The 18,159-nt window shown below is 36.2% G+C and carries 21 protein-coding genes; 8 read left to right on the top strand and 13 right to left on the bottom strand.

Features of this window, described 5'->3' with window-relative positions; genetic code table 11:
- Nucleotides 1–8: 8 nt before the first annotated feature.
- Complete coding sequence (locus ACT5E3_RS05125) at nucleotides 9–968, top strand: DUF4340 domain-containing protein (RefSeq protein ID WP_444997233.1); 960 nt, start codon at nucleotides 9–11, stop codon at nucleotides 966–968.
- 148 nt (nucleotides 969–1,116) lie between these two features.
- Here the strand turns inward: ACT5E3_RS05125 and ACT5E3_RS05120 are convergent, their stop codons facing one another.
- The 6 genes from ACT5E3_RS05120 to ACT5E3_RS05095 all read right to left on the bottom strand — a co-directional run bounded on the left by ACT5E3_RS05120 (nucleotide 1,117) and on the right by ACT5E3_RS05095 (nucleotide 7,439).
- Nucleotides 1,117–1,512 (bottom strand): GNAT family N-acetyltransferase, encoded by a 396-nt coding sequence (locus tag ACT5E3_RS05120; protein ID WP_444997232.1) that lies wholly within the window; start codon nucleotides 1,510–1,512, stop codon nucleotides 1,117–1,119.
- A 95-nt stretch (nucleotides 1,513–1,607) separates the two neighbouring features.
- Complete coding sequence (locus tag ACT5E3_RS05115; protein ID WP_444997231.1) at nucleotides 1,608–2,213, bottom strand: class GN sortase; 606 nt, start codon at nucleotides 2,211–2,213, stop codon at nucleotides 1,608–1,610.
- A gap of 1 nt (nucleotide 2,214) precedes the next feature.
- Entirely contained in the window at nucleotides 2,215–4,251 is a 2,037-nt protein-coding gene (locus ACT5E3_RS05110; RefSeq protein WP_444997230.1) for a marine proteobacterial sortase target protein, read from the bottom strand.
- 176 nt (nucleotides 4,252–4,427) lie between these two features.
- Nucleotides 4,428–5,426 (bottom strand): cytochrome d ubiquinol oxidase subunit II, encoded by a 999-nt coding sequence (locus tag ACT5E3_RS05105; protein ID WP_444997229.1) that lies wholly within the window; start codon nucleotides 5,424–5,426, stop codon nucleotides 4,428–4,430.
- Nucleotides 5,427–5,472: 46 nt separating this feature from the next.
- Nucleotides 5,473–6,828, bottom strand: a complete 1,356-nt coding sequence (locus ACT5E3_RS05100) for a cytochrome ubiquinol oxidase subunit I (RefSeq protein ID WP_444997228.1) — start codon at nucleotides 6,826–6,828, stop codon at nucleotides 5,473–5,475.
- A 68-nt stretch (nucleotides 6,829–6,896) separates the two neighbouring features.
- Complete coding sequence (locus ACT5E3_RS05095; protein WP_444997227.1) at nucleotides 6,897–7,439, bottom strand: GbsR/MarR family transcriptional regulator; 543 nt, start codon at nucleotides 7,437–7,439, stop codon at nucleotides 6,897–6,899.
- A gap of 265 nt (nucleotides 7,440–7,704) precedes the next feature.
- Here ACT5E3_RS05095 and ACT5E3_RS05090 point away from each other — a divergent pair, with 265 nt between their 5' ends.
- Entirely contained in the window at nucleotides 7,705–7,950 is a 246-nt protein-coding gene (locus ACT5E3_RS05090; RefSeq protein ID WP_444997226.1) for a hypothetical protein, read from the top strand.
- A gap of 19 nt (nucleotides 7,951–7,969) precedes the next feature.
- Entirely contained in the window at nucleotides 7,970–8,542 is a 573-nt protein-coding gene (locus ACT5E3_RS05085; protein WP_444997225.1) for an imm11 family protein, read from the top strand.
- Nucleotides 8,543–9,269: 727 nt separating this feature from the next.
- Here the strand turns inward: ACT5E3_RS05085 and ACT5E3_RS05080 are convergent.
- The 4 genes from ACT5E3_RS05080 to ACT5E3_RS05065 all read right to left on the bottom strand — a co-directional run bounded on the left by ACT5E3_RS05080 (nucleotide 9,270) and on the right by ACT5E3_RS05065 (nucleotide 12,685).
- The gene (locus ACT5E3_RS05080; RefSeq protein WP_444997224.1) at nucleotides 9,270–10,094 is read right to left on the bottom strand and encodes an alpha/beta hydrolase; all 825 of its coding nucleotides are present in this window, start codon (nucleotides 10,092–10,094) and stop codon (nucleotides 9,270–9,272) included.
- 241 nt (nucleotides 10,095–10,335) lie between these two features.
- Complete coding sequence (locus ACT5E3_RS05075; RefSeq protein ID WP_444997223.1) at nucleotides 10,336–11,172, bottom strand: undecaprenyl-diphosphate phosphatase; 837 nt, start codon at nucleotides 11,170–11,172, stop codon at nucleotides 10,336–10,338.
- Nucleotides 11,173–11,189: 17 nt separating this feature from the next.
- A complete protein-coding gene (locus ACT5E3_RS05070) occupies nucleotides 11,190–11,453 on the bottom strand; it encodes a hypothetical protein (protein ID WP_444997222.1) in 264 nt (87 codons plus the stop codon).
- A 65-nt stretch (nucleotides 11,454–11,518) separates the two neighbouring features.
- Complete coding sequence (locus tag ACT5E3_RS05065; protein ID WP_444997221.1) at nucleotides 11,519–12,685, bottom strand: class I SAM-dependent methyltransferase; 1,167 nt, start codon at nucleotides 12,683–12,685, stop codon at nucleotides 11,519–11,521.
- A gap of 110 nt (nucleotides 12,686–12,795) precedes the next feature.
- Between ACT5E3_RS05065 and ACT5E3_RS05060 the strand changes: the two genes are divergently transcribed.
- A complete protein-coding gene (locus ACT5E3_RS05060) occupies nucleotides 12,796–13,629 on the top strand; it encodes an SDR family oxidoreductase (protein ID WP_444997220.1) in 834 nt (277 codons plus the stop codon).
- Between the two features lie 7 nt (nucleotides 13,630–13,636).
- Here ACT5E3_RS05060 and folK read toward each other — a convergent pair whose 3' ends face one another.
- Entirely contained in the window at nucleotides 13,637–14,107 is a 471-nt protein-coding gene (gene folK / locus ACT5E3_RS05055) for a 2-amino-4-hydroxy-6-hydroxymethyldihydropteridine diphosphokinase (RefSeq protein WP_444997219.1), read from the bottom strand.
- Nucleotides 14,104–14,430 carry a dihydroneopterin aldolase gene (folB, locus tag ACT5E3_RS05050; protein ID WP_444997218.1) on the bottom strand — a complete coding sequence of 109 codons (327 nt, stop codon included), beginning with the start codon at nucleotides 14,428–14,430 and terminating at the stop codon, nucleotides 14,104–14,106. Before folB ends, folK begins: the two co-directional genes overlap by 4 nt.
- Nucleotides 14,431–14,562: 132 nt before the next feature.
- On the opposite strand from folB, the gene plsY reads away from it, so the two are divergent.
- Both plsY and ACT5E3_RS05040 read left to right on the top strand, forming a co-directional pair.
- Entirely contained in the window at nucleotides 14,563–15,165 is a 603-nt protein-coding gene (gene plsY, locus ACT5E3_RS05045; protein ID WP_444997217.1) for a glycerol-3-phosphate 1-O-acyltransferase PlsY, read from the top strand.
- Between the two features lie 65 nt (nucleotides 15,166–15,230).
- Nucleotides 15,231–16,088 carry a TraB/GumN family protein gene (locus ACT5E3_RS05040; protein WP_444997216.1) on the top strand — a complete coding sequence of 286 codons (858 nt, stop codon included), beginning with the start codon at nucleotides 15,231–15,233 and terminating at the stop codon, nucleotides 16,086–16,088.
- A 44-nt stretch (nucleotides 16,089–16,132) separates the two neighbouring features.
- Here the strand turns inward: ACT5E3_RS05040 and tsaD are convergent, their stop codons facing one another.
- Complete coding sequence (gene tsaD, locus ACT5E3_RS05035) at nucleotides 16,133–17,146, bottom strand: tRNA (adenosine(37)-N6)-threonylcarbamoyltransferase complex transferase subunit TsaD (RefSeq protein WP_444998580.1); 1,014 nt, start codon at nucleotides 17,144–17,146, stop codon at nucleotides 16,133–16,135.
- Nucleotides 17,147–17,406: 260 nt separating this feature from the next.
- Between tsaD and rpsU the strand changes: the two genes are divergently transcribed.
- The gene (rpsU, locus tag ACT5E3_RS05030; protein WP_444997215.1) at nucleotides 17,407–17,622 is read left to right on the top strand and encodes a 30S ribosomal protein S21; all 216 of its coding nucleotides are present in this window, start codon (nucleotides 17,407–17,409) and stop codon (nucleotides 17,620–17,622) included.
- A gap of 50 nt (nucleotides 17,623–17,672) precedes the next feature.
- Entirely contained in the window at nucleotides 17,673–18,122 is a 450-nt protein-coding gene (locus ACT5E3_RS05025) for a GatB/YqeY domain-containing protein (protein WP_444997214.1), read from the top strand.
- Nucleotides 18,123–18,159 lie beyond the last annotated feature (37 nt).

Raw genomic sequence — 18,159 nt, 5'->3', positions numbered from 1 at the left:
TACTAAAGGTGAACAAACTAAAATCAAAGTTAAGTATTCTCTTGGCGGTGCAATTAATATTAATTGTTGGTTTATTCTTTATAAACCAACAAAATACCCAACAATATCCACAAGAGCCCTTGTTAAAAATAACACAATCAGATATTAATAAAGTAGTAATAAAGGGAGAAAACAAATTAGTGGCTATTCATTCAGAGAATGAACGTTGGCAATTACCTGAATATAATCAGCTACCAGCCAATGAAGTAAAAGTCAAAGAGCTAATAGAAAAACTTGCCACGCTTAAAACTAACTGGCCAATTGCCACAACTAATACAAGTCATGAAAGGTTTGAAGTAGCTGAAGATAAATTTCAACGTCATTTGGCATTATATAAAAATGACCAGTTAGTTTCAGAGCTATATATAGGTACATCTCCCGGCTTTAGAAAAGTTCACGCCAGAGTTCCAGGTAAAGACGAAGTCTATAGTATAAAACTTAACAGCTTTGATATTCCTTTAGCGTCAGACGACTGGTTAGATAAAACACTACTTCAAAGCAAACCAATAAAAATAAAAGGTTCTGATTTTGAACTATCGCAAAATGCTGATAATTGGTCTCTCATTAAAACCACAGAGAGTCAGAATAATGAAAATAAACCCGATCCAGAAAAAGCGAAACAACTAGCACAAGCGATTAGTCAATTGAACATATTAAAAAAAGTTGATAAACAGCTAGACACTCCAAGTGTCACACTTGATATATCTGATACCAGTAATCAATGGCGTTATCACTTTTTCAAAGATGAAGATAACTATTATGTAAAACGAAGTGATATAGAAGCACTATTTAGTATTAACTCAAACATTTACAATAAATTTTCTGATGTTAATTACAACAGCTTAATATTAAAAGACGAAGCAACAGCAGAAGCAGAAAAAAAAGTGGAGGAACCATCGGTTGAAAATTTAAGTTCTGGTGAACAGTAATAATATAATAAGGGTAGCTGAAAGCTACCCTTATTAATCAACTAGAACAAAAAAACGACTCACCGTCTCATAATAAAAACGATATAAATCTATATAAATAGATACAAAACTAAAAAAACATTGCTTAAACAGTATAAAACGCTAAAAATTAGCGATTGATATACATTCCTTCACATTCAGGACTTGTGTATTTAAAACCAAATTTTTGATAAAGCTCTGGAACATCTGCCATTAAAGTAATATAAGAATCTTTTGGAGCTGTTTGTTCCAAATAAGCCATGATATGTTCCATAACAATACGGCCAATACCTTGCCCTTGATATTTGGGTTCCACCGCAACATCAACGATTTCAAAGTTCAAACCACCATCACCAACCACTCTTCCCATCGCGATGGTTTGCGAATCGATTTTAATATGAACACCATACAAACTATTAGGTAAACCAACTTCAGCCCCAGCTCTACTTCTCGGTGTTAAACCTGTTGCCTCTCTTAATCTCATAAAATCATTAACAGAAACTATTTTCTCTAAAATTTCATACATTAAGATCTCCTTTTTTGATTTAGCGCATCCCAATTAAGTTAGAGATTAAATCATACTTTATTTTCTTTTTTGATACATAACAGTTTTTATCAAACTTAATCATTTAAAGTTATTTTTATCCCTGATACCAATAACCTAAGTGGTGTATTTGTTACGTTTACATCAAATGGATAACAAGTCACAAGCGTTATGCGTTTTTCATCTAAATCAACTATTGGTTTTGTCACATTGCTATCAACAATGAGTAGTTCATCAACCTTAAAGTACAATAGACTTCCGTCTTTCAGCTCAATCTTAATCAAATCATTAATATTAACATCTGCTAGATGAGAAAAATGAGTATCTCTATGTGCAGCAATCAAACTATTACCAAAATCTCCAGGTAATATATTTGCCGTTAATAAGCCGGGTCCAAAAGCTAAACTCTCTCCGCTAGTGTCTGATAGCACAATAAATGATGCAGACACATTGTTACTTTTTTGTTGAGTACTTTTTAACAATGAAAGCTTTAAAATCGGCCAAACATCAGCCCAAGGCCAAGGCTTAAAGTTTTGAGAGGTTTCTCTTTTTGAATTTTGCCAAGCCTTTTCTAACAGCGTTTGTGCAACTTCTGCTTTGACTTGATAATATCCTTTTTCAGCAACCCCCAACAAGCCAGTAAAAATTAATATAAACGCTGTCACTTTGAATGTTTTTTGCATATTATTTTTCTATTAATCTTTTTGAAGAAAATAAATAAAACAAGCCTATTAGCAAAATAAAAAATGATAATGCCGGGTTAAACCATAAATTTAATGCTGTTTTTGGGTAATGTAGAACACGATTACCTTTAGGTTTAACTTGTCTGACTTTGTGTGTTTTAAACGTTTCATGATTTCTGGATGACTTTTTTTCAGTCGCAACCAAGCTAGTAAATTGAGTTATCAAATGATGTTTTAAAGCCACTTCAATGACATCAGCCTTATCTTTAGCATTAAGTTTTCTATGGCGATTTTTATTCATAATTGATGTCACTTTCTCTCTCGCCCATAACCGACTGATACGAGCTTGATTGCGATCAATATCCTTTGCCATACTGAGCGGTATTCGAGTACGCCATTCACTATTTGACAACCGACCAACAATTTCAATATCGCCATAAAGCTCACTAACTTTTGATTTTATCCATAATGGTTCATCAGCAAGCAGATCAGGGATTTTTTGTGGATACATTTCTATGTCAATATTTTTAGGCCATGTAATATTAATATGCGATAATACAGGACGACTAATTTGGTTAAATAATTTTTTCATTTTTCTTTTTGACTGACTAATATTAGCGATAAAAGTAAAGGTACCTCGTCCAAATAAAGCCGCACGCTTCATGAAAAATTCATTCGGAGCAGAACCAATTCCAACAGTAAATAAACGAGAATCACCTAAGCTTTTTTCTATTTCATTAAACAGTTCAGCTTCATTATTGATTGCACCATCAGTTAAGAATATTACCTGCCGAACCCGATTTTTATCATGTTCACCATTAAGAGATGCCTTTAAAGCGGCTAACATTTCAGTCCCCCCATTGGCACTTAACTGCTTTACAAAATCAATGGCTTCTTGATGAGAGTTCTTATCAAAAGGTTGAGCTTGCTGATAGAGTTGGGAAGTAACACTATTAAATTCAATGATATTAAATTTATCGCCAACAGTTAATGTGCTTAGGCCAAAAATCAGCGCCTCTTTAGCCTGTTGAATTGACTCTCCAGACATAGATCCTGACGTATCCAAAACAAAGATTAACTCACGTTGTAAATTAATATTCGTAACCGCTGAGCTTGGAGGCATAACCATCAAACTAATAAAACTTTCATGACCTATTTTTTCACTAAATAAGGCCGCTCTTGGCTCTTGCCCTTGCAGTGGTTTCCAACTCAAAATAAAATCCCTATCCGCTTTATACTTATTATTTCTCAAATCAATCTGATACATCGACTCTGAAACCTGAGAATAATCAATATCATGACTGGGACTTGTTATTGACTCAACAGGTACCCCACTATGTAAATTAATATGGATTGAAACAGCATTTTTCGACTGGTTCTGTTCCTCCTGAGGCAAATCAATCAATGTTTTTAAAGTAGGTGCGGTCTGTATTCCATGCTCAAAGTCATAATAGTTTTCAACTAATACACTACTAGGAGAGTATCGCTGAGTCATAGTCATTGGAAAACGGATGCTTAAACCAGCCTCTTTTTGATAAATTAAGTCTTGCTGATATTCAATAGTAACCTCAACCACTTCTCCTGGTGCAATATTGGCAACTGAATTAGAAAACACATTAGGACGGAACTGCTCAACCAAAGAAGCTTTTTTACCTGATATTTTTGCTTGCTGATAAATTTTTTTTGCTTCTTGTTTTTCTTTAATTTCTCCAATGATAGTACGCTGACCAACTTTAACTTTTAAATGATCAACAGCAGAATTTTCTGGTAATGGGAATAAGTACATCCCCTCAACCCAATCATTAGAATTATTCACAAATACCTGAGTTAGCTCCACTCGCGCTGTGAGCCCCGCAATATTCATTGTGACTTTTGTTTCTAACGCAAGCGCTTGGTTCTCTACTCCACTTTGACTTTTTAAATTTAAAATACCTTGAGTTAAATCATCTTCCTCATATTGTGACGCCCCCAAACCAGTAGCCGTTAATAATATTAATACGGGTATTAAAAATACAACGCTTAGTTTTTTTATTTTCACTATGATTAATCCAATATTGACTAGTCTTTAAATTAAAACGGATAATTATGGAATAAACGGATAGAAAAGCGACAAAAATCAATACAAATGTGGCTTTTAAATGACCAACAAAATATTACATCAAATAGATTAACTCTCTTTAATAGTTCAATATTTAAAACAAGATAAACTAGCAGCTAATAATATTTTAATTCTGTGGTTTTACCTTTAAAAACACGATAAGAAAATAAGGTATAAGCTAAAATTATCGGCAATACAATTACTACCCCATAAAAGATAAACGCGAGAGACTTAGGAGAACTAGCAGCCTCTACCGCTAACAACTTATATGGAATTATATAAGGATAAAAACTATAAGCTAAACCAATTAAACAAAGTAAAAATAAACAAGCAACTGATGCAAAAGGAAGCCAACAAGCCTTATCATCATTTAAAGGAACCTGCTTGAGGTAATAATCAGTTATAAACATTAAGGCTAAACTAGCAAGCGGGATTGTCATTAATAATATCGCTTCAGGCATACTAAACCAACGAACAGCCACTTCAGGATTTATCAGTGGGTTAGTGATACAAATGGCAAAAATTCCAATGGCTGTCACCCAACCTGCTTGGCGAGTTTTCTTGGCTGCATAGCGTTGCAGCTCTCCTTCAGTTTTTAAAACTAACCATGCACCACCAATATACGCATAAGCAAAGGTAACACAGACAGCGCTCAAACAAGCAAACGACAGTGTGGCCCAATCATATTCAAAGCCCATAACATACATACCTAACATAAAACCTTGTGATGCCGAAGCCATAATCGAACCAGCTTTAAACAAGTGATCCCAGACTGTTTGATATTCAGTAATTGCTTTAGCCCTAAAATCAAACGCTACTCCACGCAAAATGAGCCCAATAAGTAAAAATAAAGTCGGTATATAAAGCTCTCTTAGAACAATGTTATGCGCTTTAGGAAAAGCAATCAGTAAAATACCAACAGCTAAGACTAACCAAGTTTCATTCGCATCCCAAAAAGGCCCAATTGATGCAATCATTTGATTACGATAAGCAAGGTTATCTTGAGGAAGAAGCACTCCCACCCCCAAATCAAAACCATCTAATGTCGCATAGATAAAAACAGAAACTGCCATTAGCATTAAAAATAAATAAGGTAATAATTGTTCGAAACTCATATTCACAACTCCTGAAAATTAGTTATCTATCGCTAAGGTTGTTTTTTTAAGCGACATTGTTCACTACTTTATTTACCGTTCTATCTAAAACTTCATATTCCTCAACTGCAACAGACTGACGCGCCATATAAAAAATAGTATGTAAATAAGCAATTAATAAACCGACATAAAGCAGCGTATATAAAGTTAATGATAAAACGATATTTTCAGGCGGCAGATCAGTCACGGCATCAGCGACAGGTAAAAATCCAGAAACCAAATAAGGCTGACGGCCTATTTCAGTAACATACCAGCCAGCTAATGTTGCCACCCAACCTGAAAAGGTCATGATTACTAGTGTTTTAAGTAAATATTGAGAAAGCCGTTTACCTCTAAATAATTTAAAACTAACCAACCAACTGATCAGAAACATAAGCAAGCCAATGCCAATCATTATTCTAAATCCATAAAATACCGGTTTCACTGGTGGGTGCTCTCCACGAAATTCATTCAGCCCTTTCACTTCACCTTCCCACTCGTGTGTTAATATCAAACTAGCTATATTAGGCAATGCCACTTCAAAGAGATTAGTACGTTGCTCCTCATCGGGAATAGCAAATAATAATAAAGGAGCACCTTTTTTGGTTTCCCATATACCTTCCATTGCAGCAACTTTTTGTGGTTGGTGTTTAAATGTATTAAGCCCATGTAAATCACCAATAAAAATTTGTAATGGAATTAAAATAGCTGCGGTATAAATAGCACTTTTTAGAGCCACTTGCGGCGCAGCTTTATTATCATTTCTTAACATTCGATAGGCCGATATTCCAGCGACTAAAAAAGAAGCCGTTAAGCCAGAAGCCAATAGCGTATGCATTAAACGATAAGGAAACGAGGGGTTAAAAATAATAGCAAACCAATCATCAGGGTGTGCAACGCCATCAATGATAATATGACCTTGCGGTGTTTGCATCCATGAGTTAAGCGCTAATATCCAAAACGCCGACATAGAAGTACCAACAGCGACAAGCAAAGTCGATAAGGTATGCACCCAATTAGGTAAACGTTTCATGCCAAATAACATCGCCCCTAAAAAAGTTGCCTCCATAAAAAAAGCAGTCAACACTTCATAACCTAATAATGGACCTGCAATGTTACCGGCTTTCTCCATAAACCCTGGCCAGTTAGTGCCAAACTGAAATGACATAGTTATGCCGCTAACCACACCTATAGCAAACGTAAGTGCAAAAATTTTGACCCAAAAGCGATAATTTCTCATCCATACTGGGTGACCAGAAATATCGTGCCTCACTTTAAAGTAAAATAAAAACCAAGCTAACGCGATAGTTATGGTTGGAAACAAAATATGAAAACTGATATTTAGAGCGAATTGTATTCGTGATAAAAGAAGTGTTTCTAGCATTTGACTACTCCAGTATAAAGTTACTGAATGAAAGCTCTTGTAATAAACTGTGCAAACAGTTCAGTGAGTTAATTTTTAAAACTAATTTTATCTTTTAGCTCCAGCACCTTACCGACCCCAGCCCCCAACTTTAATAAAGTTTTTAAGCTATCAGAATTCATTTTATGAATGTCATCAAACCAAGTATTAAACAGCTCTAGCAGGTCATGTATTTCTCTGACTTTTTGCGTGGCAAAAGGATGTTCCGTTTGCTGCTCATTCATAAGCTGGCCACGCAAAAGAGAAAGTGTTGGTTCAACTTCGCGTTTTCGTCTTTCAGATAACACCTGTAATGCCAGCTCCCAGATTGTACCCGCAGGCTTAAAATAGTCTTTTCTATCTCCAGGTTGATGATGCACTCTAATCAGTTGCCACGATTGAAGCTCTTTAATTCCCATGCTGACATTTCCTCTGGAAATACTTAGCATTTGAGCAATCTGATCTGCATTGAGCGGAGTTTCATTAAAAACAATCACAGCAAACATTTGACCGACTGTGCGATTAAATCCCCAGCGACTGCCCATTTCGCCAAAATGTACAACAAAGGTTTCTAACTCTGAAGGAAGTTCCATCACACCTACCTATTGAATTTTCAGAAATTTCTGAAAATTATAAACCTATATAAAAACGGTGCAAGTCAGCGATATGTAAGGATGAGGTTAGGATAGAAATATACAATTAAACAAACAACCCAACATATTAATTTATCATAACAGTTTCAAATAGTTAGAGTTAGTTCAGTATTGGTTTATTATTATTATATAATGATCAAGATAATGTTTTCATAGTATTAATCTATTTAGTTTATCGTTTGAATCCAAGAATTTATATTCGATATTGATTAAGGAGGTTATTGATTGTGCCGACAATGGTGTTCGATTACCGTCGAGCAGTAAATTTGTACCTCACCCTAATATGCCTAAAGCACCATCACATAAGAAAATACATACCAATGAGTACTATCTGAATTTAACAGATCTACTCAAAGAGGTAAGTGCAGTGCCTAATGCAACAAAACAAGATATTATTGATGTACTAGGTGAGGTAGCAAGTGATTTAACGAATGGTGTATTTCCAATATAATATAGGTTAGATTTAAATAATGACAATACATAGAATAATACCAGACACTAAGGAAACAGCTTTATCATTAGTTTTCGGCCATGAGATTGAAAGTAATGATGTTTCTGATTTTGCTGTTGGACAAAAGCAAATTGATTGGAAATCATTTGAATTGGAATGGAACTTAAAGAGTGAACGTTCGACTGGTGAGTTTACAAAAAATGATTTTATACTGATTATTGGTGTGGGCGTTAATATTGCACTTAATGAAAAAGCAAAGACTGTACTTGAATCTGTGTTTAAGAATGATGCAGAGTTTTTGCCTATAAATGTTAAAGGTGATAATGAGAGGTATTATTTGCTTAATGTTTTAAATGTTGTTGATGATGCGCTTGATCTTAAGCATTGTGAGTTTCGAATTAGAAGTAATGGTGAAATGGGGTCGATAAAAACAGCGGTGTTTGATGAAAATAAAATTCCTGATAATCGTATATTCATTACACCTTACAAAAGTACAAGCGCTATGTTTAAAGGTAAGCTTCTTATGGATACTTGTAATAAATATGGTTTAACGGGGCTAGATTTTAGAAGCGTCCTATCAACATCTACTTAAAAGATCAAAATGATAGTGGACAGGATGATAGATGATAGTGGACAGTCACTTTTATTCTTTTGACTTAATTGACAAAGCGTTTTTCTAATAAATCGTTTTTTTGTATTATTGTGATTTACTGAAAGTAATAAGCTATTATCTGCTAGAAGACTGGCAATGAACGATTCCATCGATTATGAAACAGGATTGAAAATTATTCGGAGCGCGAAAAAGCTCCCTAATATAATTGCGATCGTTGGAATTGTCATGATGCTTTCTGTATGGCTTATAGATTTTATGCATCCGATAATTTATATTGCAAATTTAATTCCTGTAGCATTTCTAGTATCCGTTATCTGGTACTTCCGATTAAAGTGTCCAAGATGCAAGGATAGGTTCGTGAAATTCTTAACATTGAACACTAATCGGTGGATAAACCCCAAAGAGTGTCAAAATTGCAAACTTAAGCTGTATGCTGAAACTATTGAAAACTCATAGCCATACGTTGAAAAACACACAAACAATAAAATTGGACAACCACTATTTAAAACACACCATTTTGGTACAACTTTTATTTGATGTTTTATTATTTATTGACTTTAAAATATTTATAAGAAGTGGCAATCCAGTTTTTTCTGAAAATTAAAAACTTACATTCAAGTATTGAACAGGAACTAAAAAAGTTAGATGAATAAGAATTAATTTATTTACAAATCACCATCCTTGACAAAATTCGAGAATATTTTATTTATTTTTTAGCGACAAACAACCATTGCAAGGCTTCTGCATAAGCCCTAAACTTTACATTCCCATGATCTTGATTATCAATAATTCTCCTCTTAAGTTTTGTATTTAATTGTTTTTTAGTGATAAAAGTGGCGAGTTTGTCAGCTGAAGTCTTCATATGCTCTCCTTCAAGAGCACCTACAGAAATAAATACTTTAGTCTCTTTAATATAGTTTTGTTGAGCGAACGAAAACACTTTAAAATTATCCCACCACATTGAAGGACTTGAAATAATATATTGGTGGAACAGGGACGAATTATTTATTAGCAAATAAGACGAAAGCAAGCCGCCTAGAGAGTGTCCTGCAATAGTGCGAGATGCAACATTAGTTTGATAATTTTTATCGATTAATGGAATGATTTCTTTTTCTATCGCTGCAATAAATGCATCTGCTTTTCCCGAATGAGCGTTGCGTTTCATTACCGATGGTGTGTAATCAGCTATTCGGTAATACCATGGCTTTTCTGGATAACTCAGCCCCACAATAATCATAGGCTCTAAATTATTTTCGTTATATAAACGTCTTGCCATACTCACTAGTAATGGAAAGTCGTTGTTTGCATCCAGCAAGTATAACGTAGGATATGTTTTATCAGATTCACCATAGTGATTAGGAAGGGCGATATGTAAGTTGTATTTTTGTTGATTGATACTTGATTCAATAGCAATTGAGTGAGTATTGGTGATTGTTACTAAAGGGTAATCACTGGCAGAACTCATCAATGTTATAGTAAGACAAAGCATACCAAGCAACCACTTATAATGAGTAAAAAAACTTTTCTTCATTATTATATTCACCAATATATTTTCTAATAAAAACATCATAGAGAAAAATATATTTTGCGCTTGAGTTTTAGATAGTATGAGTTTTTTATAAGACGAAATACCTAAGCAATAACTATAAATAACATCAGCAACAATACACAATAGTTACTCTAGTTCAAAGTTAAACAAGGCTGATATCTATAATCAACCTACCTACACATTTTTGTTAGTCTTTCCGTCTTATTTAAATCTGTCAATAATTTCAACTCATACCAACTTCAATACAAGAAGAGCCCATCAATATCATTACAATCAACGCTACCCCAAGCAATAAGCGATAGTAAATAAACGGCTTAAAACCAATCTTATCTAATAAAATTAAGAAGTAATGTATACAAGTCAGTGCCGCAATTGCCGAAACACCAGCACCTAGTGCAATAAGCCCCCAATCGACAGCTGTATCCCCCGATGCTAGCTCATAAGATTTAAGCCCTCCGGGCAGAATAATTGCAGGGATCGATAATAGAAAAGAAAAACGTGCAGCTGCGGTTCTGGTCAACCCCATCATTAAAGCAGCTGTCATTGTAATGCCTGAACGAGAAGTACCAGGTATCAGGGCAAGCGCCTGCGCACAGCCGATAAACAGGATATCTTTAACCTTTAAGCTATGCTCGTCTCTGGCTTGTTTTGCTTGATTGTCAGCCCACCAAAGTACCAAAGCAAAAATAATTGTTGTTGCGGCTATCACTTCGGTTGTTCTGAGATAATTATCAACAATTTTAAAATGGCTAAAAACAATCCCCACTAAACCAACAGGAATGGTTCCCCAAATAACAGCCCATGCTAAACGACCGTCAGCCGATTTTTCCCCTTTAAACACCCAGGCAAACCAAGCAACAACCATATCAACAACTTCTTTACGAAAGTAAATTAGTACCGCAATTAAAGAGCCTACATGCACCGCCACATCAAAAGCCAAACCTTGCTCGGCCCAACAAAGGATCTGCGAAGGTAAAATCAGATGAGCAGAGCTTGATATGGGTAAAAACTCGGTAAGCCCTTGTAAAATAGCTAATAAAACTGCTTGCAACCAATCCATCTTAAATCATTTTCCTGTTATTTATTAATATAATAAAGAAACGCCAACACTATCAATTGAGCAAATGTAAATACCCAAAAATAAAGACCAGCGAGTAATAATTTAGCCATCATAGTTTCCGCTTTTTTATTTCGAAAGCTTAAAAATGAAGCAAAAACCAAGGCTATAGCCATAACGGCAAAAAGGTAGGTTTTCCACGCTAACTGCTCCGCAGCTAACGCCCAAGGACTTGCCAAAATCAATACAAATCCACAGAACACTTGTAGCAAAAGTTTATTCATGGTTAAAAAGTCAAATGCCGCTCAATTGAGCAGGCTATTGTAATCGAGTGAGTAGAAAAGTCTATTTACAATCGACACAAATGATCTTGCAAATGAAATCCTTTTGGAGAAACCGCTGTATTTTTGTTCATTTTAATGACTTTAACCACTTCTCCCATTTGTCCTGGAGAAGTCAGCTTTTGCACTTGTTGACTATAAAGGTAATGTTTTTCTAAGTTTTGCTCTAAGGCAGAGCCACTCATTTCGAGAATACCATTTTCTAGCAAATACCCCATTTGAGTGGTGAATCCATCAACTTGCAGGCCAGCACTAACCCCACTCATAGCCACCTGTGTAAAATCAACATGCGAAGTAATATCTTCTAAACCAACCAACTCCAAAACCTGGCTGTGTGCCTGATGCCGAGAAAATGCCCGCAAACTACCTTCAACTCTTTGAGGATGATAAAGCTCTGCCTGTGGATATCCGTAATCAAACAACAAAATTGAGCCAGTATTTAGACTACTCGCTAAACCATTGATCCATCCAGTAAGCAACGGCCTTAACTCTGTCGTATAGCCATCCGTGTAACACTCTGTTTGATATAGCGGCTTGGGTAAATCTAATTTTTTCACCTCAGTTATCGGCTGCCAAATAAACTGTTCGCCATTATATGCAACGCCTAAATACTGCCACTTGCCGCCGTTCATTTGAATCACCTCACAAGGCAATGCATCAGCCACTTCATTGGCAATAATAATACCGTGAAAATTGTTAGGTAAGCGATCAAGCCAAATCACCCTTTCGGCTAACTCAGGCACTTTCGACTCTAAAGTTTGTTGCTGTAAACTTTGCAGGCTTGCGCTAGATTCTAAAATGTAATATTTATCTGGCAGAACATTAATCATTTCTAGCTCGCTTAACAAACCTGCTGCTAAAGCCCCACTACCAGCACCTAATTCAAAAATATCATTATTCAAGCCTTCATTATTAAGGCAGTCAGCCATCGAGTTGGCAATACATCGGGCAAATAAATCCCCCATTTCAGGGGCAGTAATAAAGTCTCCTTGTTGACCAAATTTACAAAGCTGATTTTGATAGTAACCTAATTCAGATTCATATAACGCCATCTGCATAAACTCAGAAAATGCAATGACACCTGAGTTTTGTTCAATCAATCTAATTATTTTTGCTTTTAACTGCTCATGAATAGATGCAGCAGAAGACGATAATCTTATTTTTTGACTTTGCATTAAGGTAAGCTAACCCTGTATTATTTTTAACTTGCTTATATGGTTACTCAACGAGTTAAATTTTTTAACCAAATACTCACCATGACCCAAGATCAGGATAATACTACATCATGAAACGAACCACAGTTCTCATCACTGGCTCAGCAAAACGTCTTGGTCGCGCCACGGCACATGCTTTTGTTCAGCGAGGCTGTCATGTTATGCTTCACTATAACCACTCTACTCAAGCCGCTAAATCATTACAACAAGAACTATTAAGTATTTCTCCTAGAGCTTGCCAGCTCATTCAATCCGATCTCAATCAGCCAGATGCTTTAACTAAACTAATAGATGCCACTCTTAACGCTTTTGGACAACTTGATCACTTAATCAACAATGCCTCAATATTTTACCCAACACCTTTGTTCAAAAATCATACGGAAGAAAACATTGAAACAAAAGAAACGGAATTAGAGCTATCGCAGTTTTTGCTAACTAATTACTTTGTTCCTAAAAAACTGAGCTTACTGGCAGCGCCTTATCTTACAAAAACAAACGGTTCAATTACCAATTTAATTGATATCTATGCTGATACAGGTCTAAAAGATCATACCGCTTACGTTGCGGCTAAATCAGCATTAAAGGCAATGACAGTAGAATTAGCACAAATTTTTGCTCCACAAATTAGAGTCAATGGGGTTTCCCCTGGTGCCATCTTATGGCCAGACTCCGAAGGTTCACTCAATGAAGAAAAAGAAGCTTTGTCAAAATCGCTTCAACCCTCTCCAACATCAATAGCAGGACCAAATGAAAAACAAAAAGTTGATATTCTTAATAACACGTCATTAAAACGATTAGGCAAACCTGAAAATATTGCTGCAACAATCACCTATTTAGCGCTTGATGCAAACTACACTACAGGCAGTATTATTAATGTTGATGGCGGGCGGAGAGATTATATTTAACCTCTGGCTATATCGGTTTTAATTGCTGGCTCGTTTTATCAAACTGTTGCCAAAGCTCTCCATAAGTGACATTACCACCAGGCTCTACCAAGTCAGGAGCAAGTTCAGCCAAAGGCCACAAAACATAAGCATTAGCTCTAATTTCATCACGAGGCAATACAATAGGTTCACAACAAACCTGAGTGCCATAAAGTAGAATATCGATATCGATATTTCGCGAAGAAAACTTTTTATCTCCTCTTACTCGACCAAGCTTAGCTTCTAATAGCTTTAACGAATCAATTAATTCGGGCAGGGTTTCATTGGTTTCAATTTCTACAACCAAATTTAAAAAATCATCACCATCAAAGCCTACAGCCTGGCTAATAAACGTGCGTGAAAAACGAACATGCTGATAAATATCTTTTAAAAGCTTTTTAGCCTGAGCCACATTAATATGCGGCTCTATATTACTACCAATTCCCAAATAAACGATCAATCTCGTTGTCCTCGTTCTATTTTAACCCCAACACTTTGAGCAACACTAACGGCGCCAGGCTTGTCTAAAGTCAAAGAAAGCCACTTTACAGGAAAATCTTTCAAAATCATTTCTGCTACTTTTTCTGCAACAGTTTCAACTAGTTGGTATTGGCTTTTTTCCACCATGTCGTATACAGCATGAGAAATAGCTTTATAATCTAAGGTATCCTCAAGTTCGTCAGTCATTGCCGCTTTGGCAATATCGGTTCCAAGCTCTATATTAAAAATCAGCTTTTGTTTAATTTCTCTTTCCCAATCAAACACACCGATCACGGTTCGCACTTCAAGTTCTCTTATAAATACAATATCCATTAATTCTATTATTTTCAGTTTTTTGTCGGTTAAGGCGATTCTATTTGGATAACGAATGATTTACAATCGTGAAACATAAGCTTGCCTGATTAAACAGAGTAAATGGACATAATTTACCCCGCCATACTTTTACTAGCTTACTTAAGTGGTTCAATTTCAACTGCAATAGTTGTATGTCGAATTTTAACCCTTCCCGATCCTCGACTTTCAGGCTCAAACAACCCAGGGGCAACCAACGTTCATAGAATTGGAGGCTCCAAAGCCGCTTTAGCAACATTATTTGGTGATATTATCAAAACAGCAGCCCCTATTACATTAGCTATGTGGTTAGGCTACTCAAAAACACAGATTTGCTGGATTGGCGTCAGTGCTTTGTTAGGGCATTGTTTTCCAATTTATTTTGGGTTTAAAGGAGGAAAAGGTGTCGCCAGTTTAATTGCCATATTATTACTGATCGTTCCTCGACTAGCCATTTTAGCAATTCTCAGTTGGATAGTAACAGCTTGGTCTTTTCAACGTTCATCAATTGCCTCAATTACTCTGGCTATTATTATTGCCGTATTTTCTTATTACTTTAACAATGATTTATTTCTTCCATTGCTTTTTTTGTCTGCAATAGTAGTCTTACGCCATAGAAAAAATATTGCCAATATTATTGAAGGAAAAGAGCCAATTATTGGCAGTAAAAACCTCCCTCCTAAATAATTAGTGGCATGATATCTATTTTTAGACGCCAATAATCGTCAAATACACTTTGTCAGGATTATAAAATGAAAAAACTATTAGCTTTACTATTAACCGGGTTCATAGCCCAAAATACTTTTGCAGAAACCTCTGTCTGGAAGGCAACTAAAGATGAGGCGACGGTTTATTTAGGCGGAACTATTCATTTCTTGCGCCAACAAGACTACCCACTACCTAAAGAGTTTGAACAAGCTTATCAGGCCTCTCAAGCTGTCACTTTTGAAACCGATATATCACAGTTACGCAGTCCTAAAATGATGCAAATGATGCTAAAACTACTCAGTTACCAAGATGAAAGAACGATTTCATCCGTGGTCACTCAAGAGACTTATCAAAAGCTAGAACAACATGCCAAAAAACGCGGAGTCTCTCTCGACTTTTACCGAAAAGCCAAGCCAGGCATGCTCATGTCAGTATTCTTAGCCTACGAACTACAAATTATGGGAGCAACCCAAGAAGGAATAGATGCCCACTTCTCAAAGCGAGCAGAGAAAGATAAGAAATCAGCATTATTTTTAGAAACCCCAGAGGAACAACTCAACTTTCTAGCACAAATGGGTTTAAACAATGAAGATGCTTTTTATCTCAATATGCTACAAGATTTCACAAACACTAATGAACAATTTAGCCAAATGATAAAGCTATGGCGCAGTGGTAATGCAAAAGGGCTCGACGAGTTAGCAAATGATTTAATGAAGAAAGATTACCCCAAAATGTACCAGTCACTATTAGTTGATCGAAATAACAACTGGATGCCAATTATAGAGAACTATTTCAAAACCAAAGAAGTTGAATTTGTTTTAGTTGGTGCCGCACATTTGGTTGGAGAGCAAGGCATCGTTAAACAGCTCCAGAAAAAAGGTTATCAACTGGAAAAACTCTAGATTATCATTTACCAGTATTTGATACGTCTTAATAAAGACGTATCTTACTCCCCTGAACTAGAAGCCAATGGCCAACGAGGAAAAACCTTAATAGTATGTCCATCATCTTTTGATTGTTTAAAATGACAAAAACCTGCATACGCAATCATAGCGCCATTGTCAGTGCAGTATTCATGACGAGGATAAAAAACCTCTCCACCTAAGTCTTGCATCAATTTAGCGAGCTTCTCACGTAAACTAAGGTTAGCACTTACTCCGCCAGCAACCACTAAACGCTTATGTCCTGTCTGTTTTAAAGCTCGCTTACATTTAATCGCTAAAGTATCAACCACCGCCTCTTGGAATGCTTGGGCAATATTAGCATTGGCTTGCAGTGAGCCATCGGTAGCAGCCACTCGATTAGCTGCGAAGGTTTTTAAACCACTAAAGCTAAAATCCAACCCCGGTCTATCAGTCATAGGGCGCGGGAAACGCATTTCACTACCATCCCCTTGTTCAGCCAACTTTGCTAAAAGCGGTCCTCCAGGGTAATCCAACCCCATTATTTTAGCGGTTTTGTCAAATGCCTCTCCTGCGGCATCATCAATCGATTCACCAATTATTTGATAATTCCCCAAACCGAATACACTCACCAACATCGTATGACCGCCAGAAACCAGCAATGCTAAAAATGGGAAGTCAGGCTTATTTTCTTCTAGCATAGGTGCGAGCAAATGCCCTTCTAAATGATGTATCCCTAAAGCCGGTTTATTCCAAGCAAAGGCTATACTCTTAGCGACAGTTGCCCCCACTAACAAAGCGCCTATCAAGCCAGGCCCTTGGGTATATGCAACTGCTGAAATATCTTCAGTGCGACAATGGGCCTCTTTTAAAGTATCTCTGATGAGAGGAATAATCTTACGCACATGATCCCTTGATGCCAACTCAGGAACAACACCACCATACTCCTGATGAACTTTAACCTGAGAATAAAGCTTATGTGCAATTATTCCAGATTGCTCATCGTAAATGGCGATCCCCGTTTCATCGCAAGAACTTTCAATACCTAATATACGTATACAATTCAAATTAATAGCTCAACGTTATTCATTACTAAATAGATTTTTTTAACCTTTTAAATTCAAAAAATCTATACACACCCCTACTCGAACCAACAGATCATACAGAAGATTTTAAATACTTCCAAAAAATATCTGTTTCGCTTTGCATTCACTAACAAAAAACAGTAGAATTTGCGCCCTCGTTGTTTTTGACGAAATTTTAACCGTATTTACTCATTGAAATGCCAAAAAGATTGGCTAAAGCTAGGATTAATTAAATGCCAGCAGTTAAACTGAAAGAAAACGAACCTTTCGACATTGCATTACGTCGCTTCAAACGTGCTTGTGAAAAAGCAGGTATACTTTCTGAAGTACGTCGTAGAGAACACTATGAAAAACCAACTTCTGTTCGCAAGCGTAAAAAAGCAGCCGCAGTTAAACGTTCTTTAAAAAAGAACTCGCGCGAACAGTTCAAACGCAAGCGTTTATACTAAGTTATAATTTTATTTAAAAAAACCAACGTTTTATATAGATAGGCTATAGTATGTCGCAATTGCTTACGCAAATAAAAGACAGCATGAAAGAGGCCATGCGCGCTAAAGAAAAAGAGCGCCTAAGTGCTTTACGCATGTTACTTGCTCAAATAAAACAAATTGAAGTTGACCAACGAATCGAAGTTGGAGATACCGAAATTTTGGCCATTTTAGATAAAATGATTAAGCAACGTAGAGATTCTATTTCTCAGTTTGAGGCTGCCAACCGTCAAGAATTAGCAGATGTAGAAAAGGCAGAAATCGAAACGTTGCAAGTATTCCTCCCTAAAGCTTTGAGTGAAAGTGAAATTGCTACTTTAATTGATAAAGCTATTTCTGACAGTGGCGCAGAGTCCATGAGAGACATGGGAAAAGTCATGGGAATACTAAAACCTCAAATGCAAGGTCGAGCTGATATGGGGAAAATAAGCGGACTGATAAAAGCGAAACTTTCGTCTTAAAGTTGAGTTTTATTGCTTATTTTTCAATGAGCTGTTC

This window comes from Aliikangiella litoralis, assembly GCF_052495765.1.
Note: the sequence above shows the minus strand (reverse complement) of the source record. Positions and strands in the feature narration are given on the sequence as shown.

What these genes read in the sequence shown, in the direction of transcription:
- ACT5E3_RS05115 (WP_444997231.1), bottom strand. Translation starts at nt 2,213, where the DNA reads ATGCAAAAAACATTCAAAGTGACAGCGTTTATATTAATTTTTACTGGC.
- ACT5E3_RS05065 (WP_444997221.1), bottom strand. Translation starts at nt 12,685, where the DNA reads ATGCAAAGTCAAAAAATAAGATTATCGTCTTCTGCTGCATCTATTCAT.
- ACT5E3_RS05100 (WP_444997228.1), bottom strand. Translation starts at nt 6,828, where the DNA reads ATGCTAGAAACACTTCTTTTATCACGAATACAATTCGCTCTAAATATC.
- ACT5E3_RS05070 (WP_444997222.1), bottom strand. Translation starts at nt 11,453, where the DNA reads ATGAATAAACTTTTGCTACAAGTGTTCTGTGGATTTGTATTGATTTTG.
- ACT5E3_RS05095 (WP_444997227.1), bottom strand. Translation starts at nt 7,439, where the DNA reads ATGGAACTTCCTTCAGAGTTAGAAACCTTTGTTGTACATTTTGGCGAA.
- ACT5E3_RS05040 (WP_444997216.1), top strand. Translation starts at nt 15,231, where the DNA reads ATGAAAAAACTATTAGCTTTACTATTAACCGGGTTCATAGCCCAAAAT.
- ACT5E3_RS05075 (WP_444997223.1), bottom strand. Translation starts at nt 11,172, where the DNA reads ATGGATTGGTTGCAAGCAGTTTTATTAGCTATTTTACAAGGGCTTACC.
- plsY (WP_444997217.1), top strand. Translation starts at nt 14,563, where the DNA reads ATGGACATAATTTACCCCGCCATACTTTTACTAGCTTACTTAAGTGGT.
- ACT5E3_RS05060 (WP_444997220.1), top strand. Translation starts at nt 12,796, where the DNA reads ATGAAACGAACCACAGTTCTCATCACTGGCTCAGCAAAACGTCTTGGT.
- ACT5E3_RS05080 (WP_444997224.1), bottom strand. Translation starts at nt 10,094, where the DNA reads ATGAAGAAAAGTTTTTTTACTCATTATAAGTGGTTGCTTGGTATGCTT.
- ACT5E3_RS05105 (WP_444997229.1), bottom strand. Translation starts at nt 5,426, where the DNA reads ATGAGTTTCGAACAATTATTACCTTATTTATTTTTAATGCTAATGGCA.
- ACT5E3_RS05025 (WP_444997214.1), top strand. Translation starts at nt 17,673, where the DNA reads ATGTCGCAATTGCTTACGCAAATAAAAGACAGCATGAAAGAGGCCATG.
- rpsU (WP_444997215.1), top strand. Translation starts at nt 17,407, where the DNA reads ATGCCAGCAGTTAAACTGAAAGAAAACGAACCTTTCGACATTGCATTA.
- ACT5E3_RS05120 (WP_444997232.1), bottom strand. Translation starts at nt 1,512, where the DNA reads ATGTATGAAATTTTAGAGAAAATAGTTTCTGTTAATGATTTTATGAGA.
- ACT5E3_RS05085 (WP_444997225.1), top strand. Translation starts at nt 7,970, where the DNA reads ATGACAATACATAGAATAATACCAGACACTAAGGAAACAGCTTTATCA.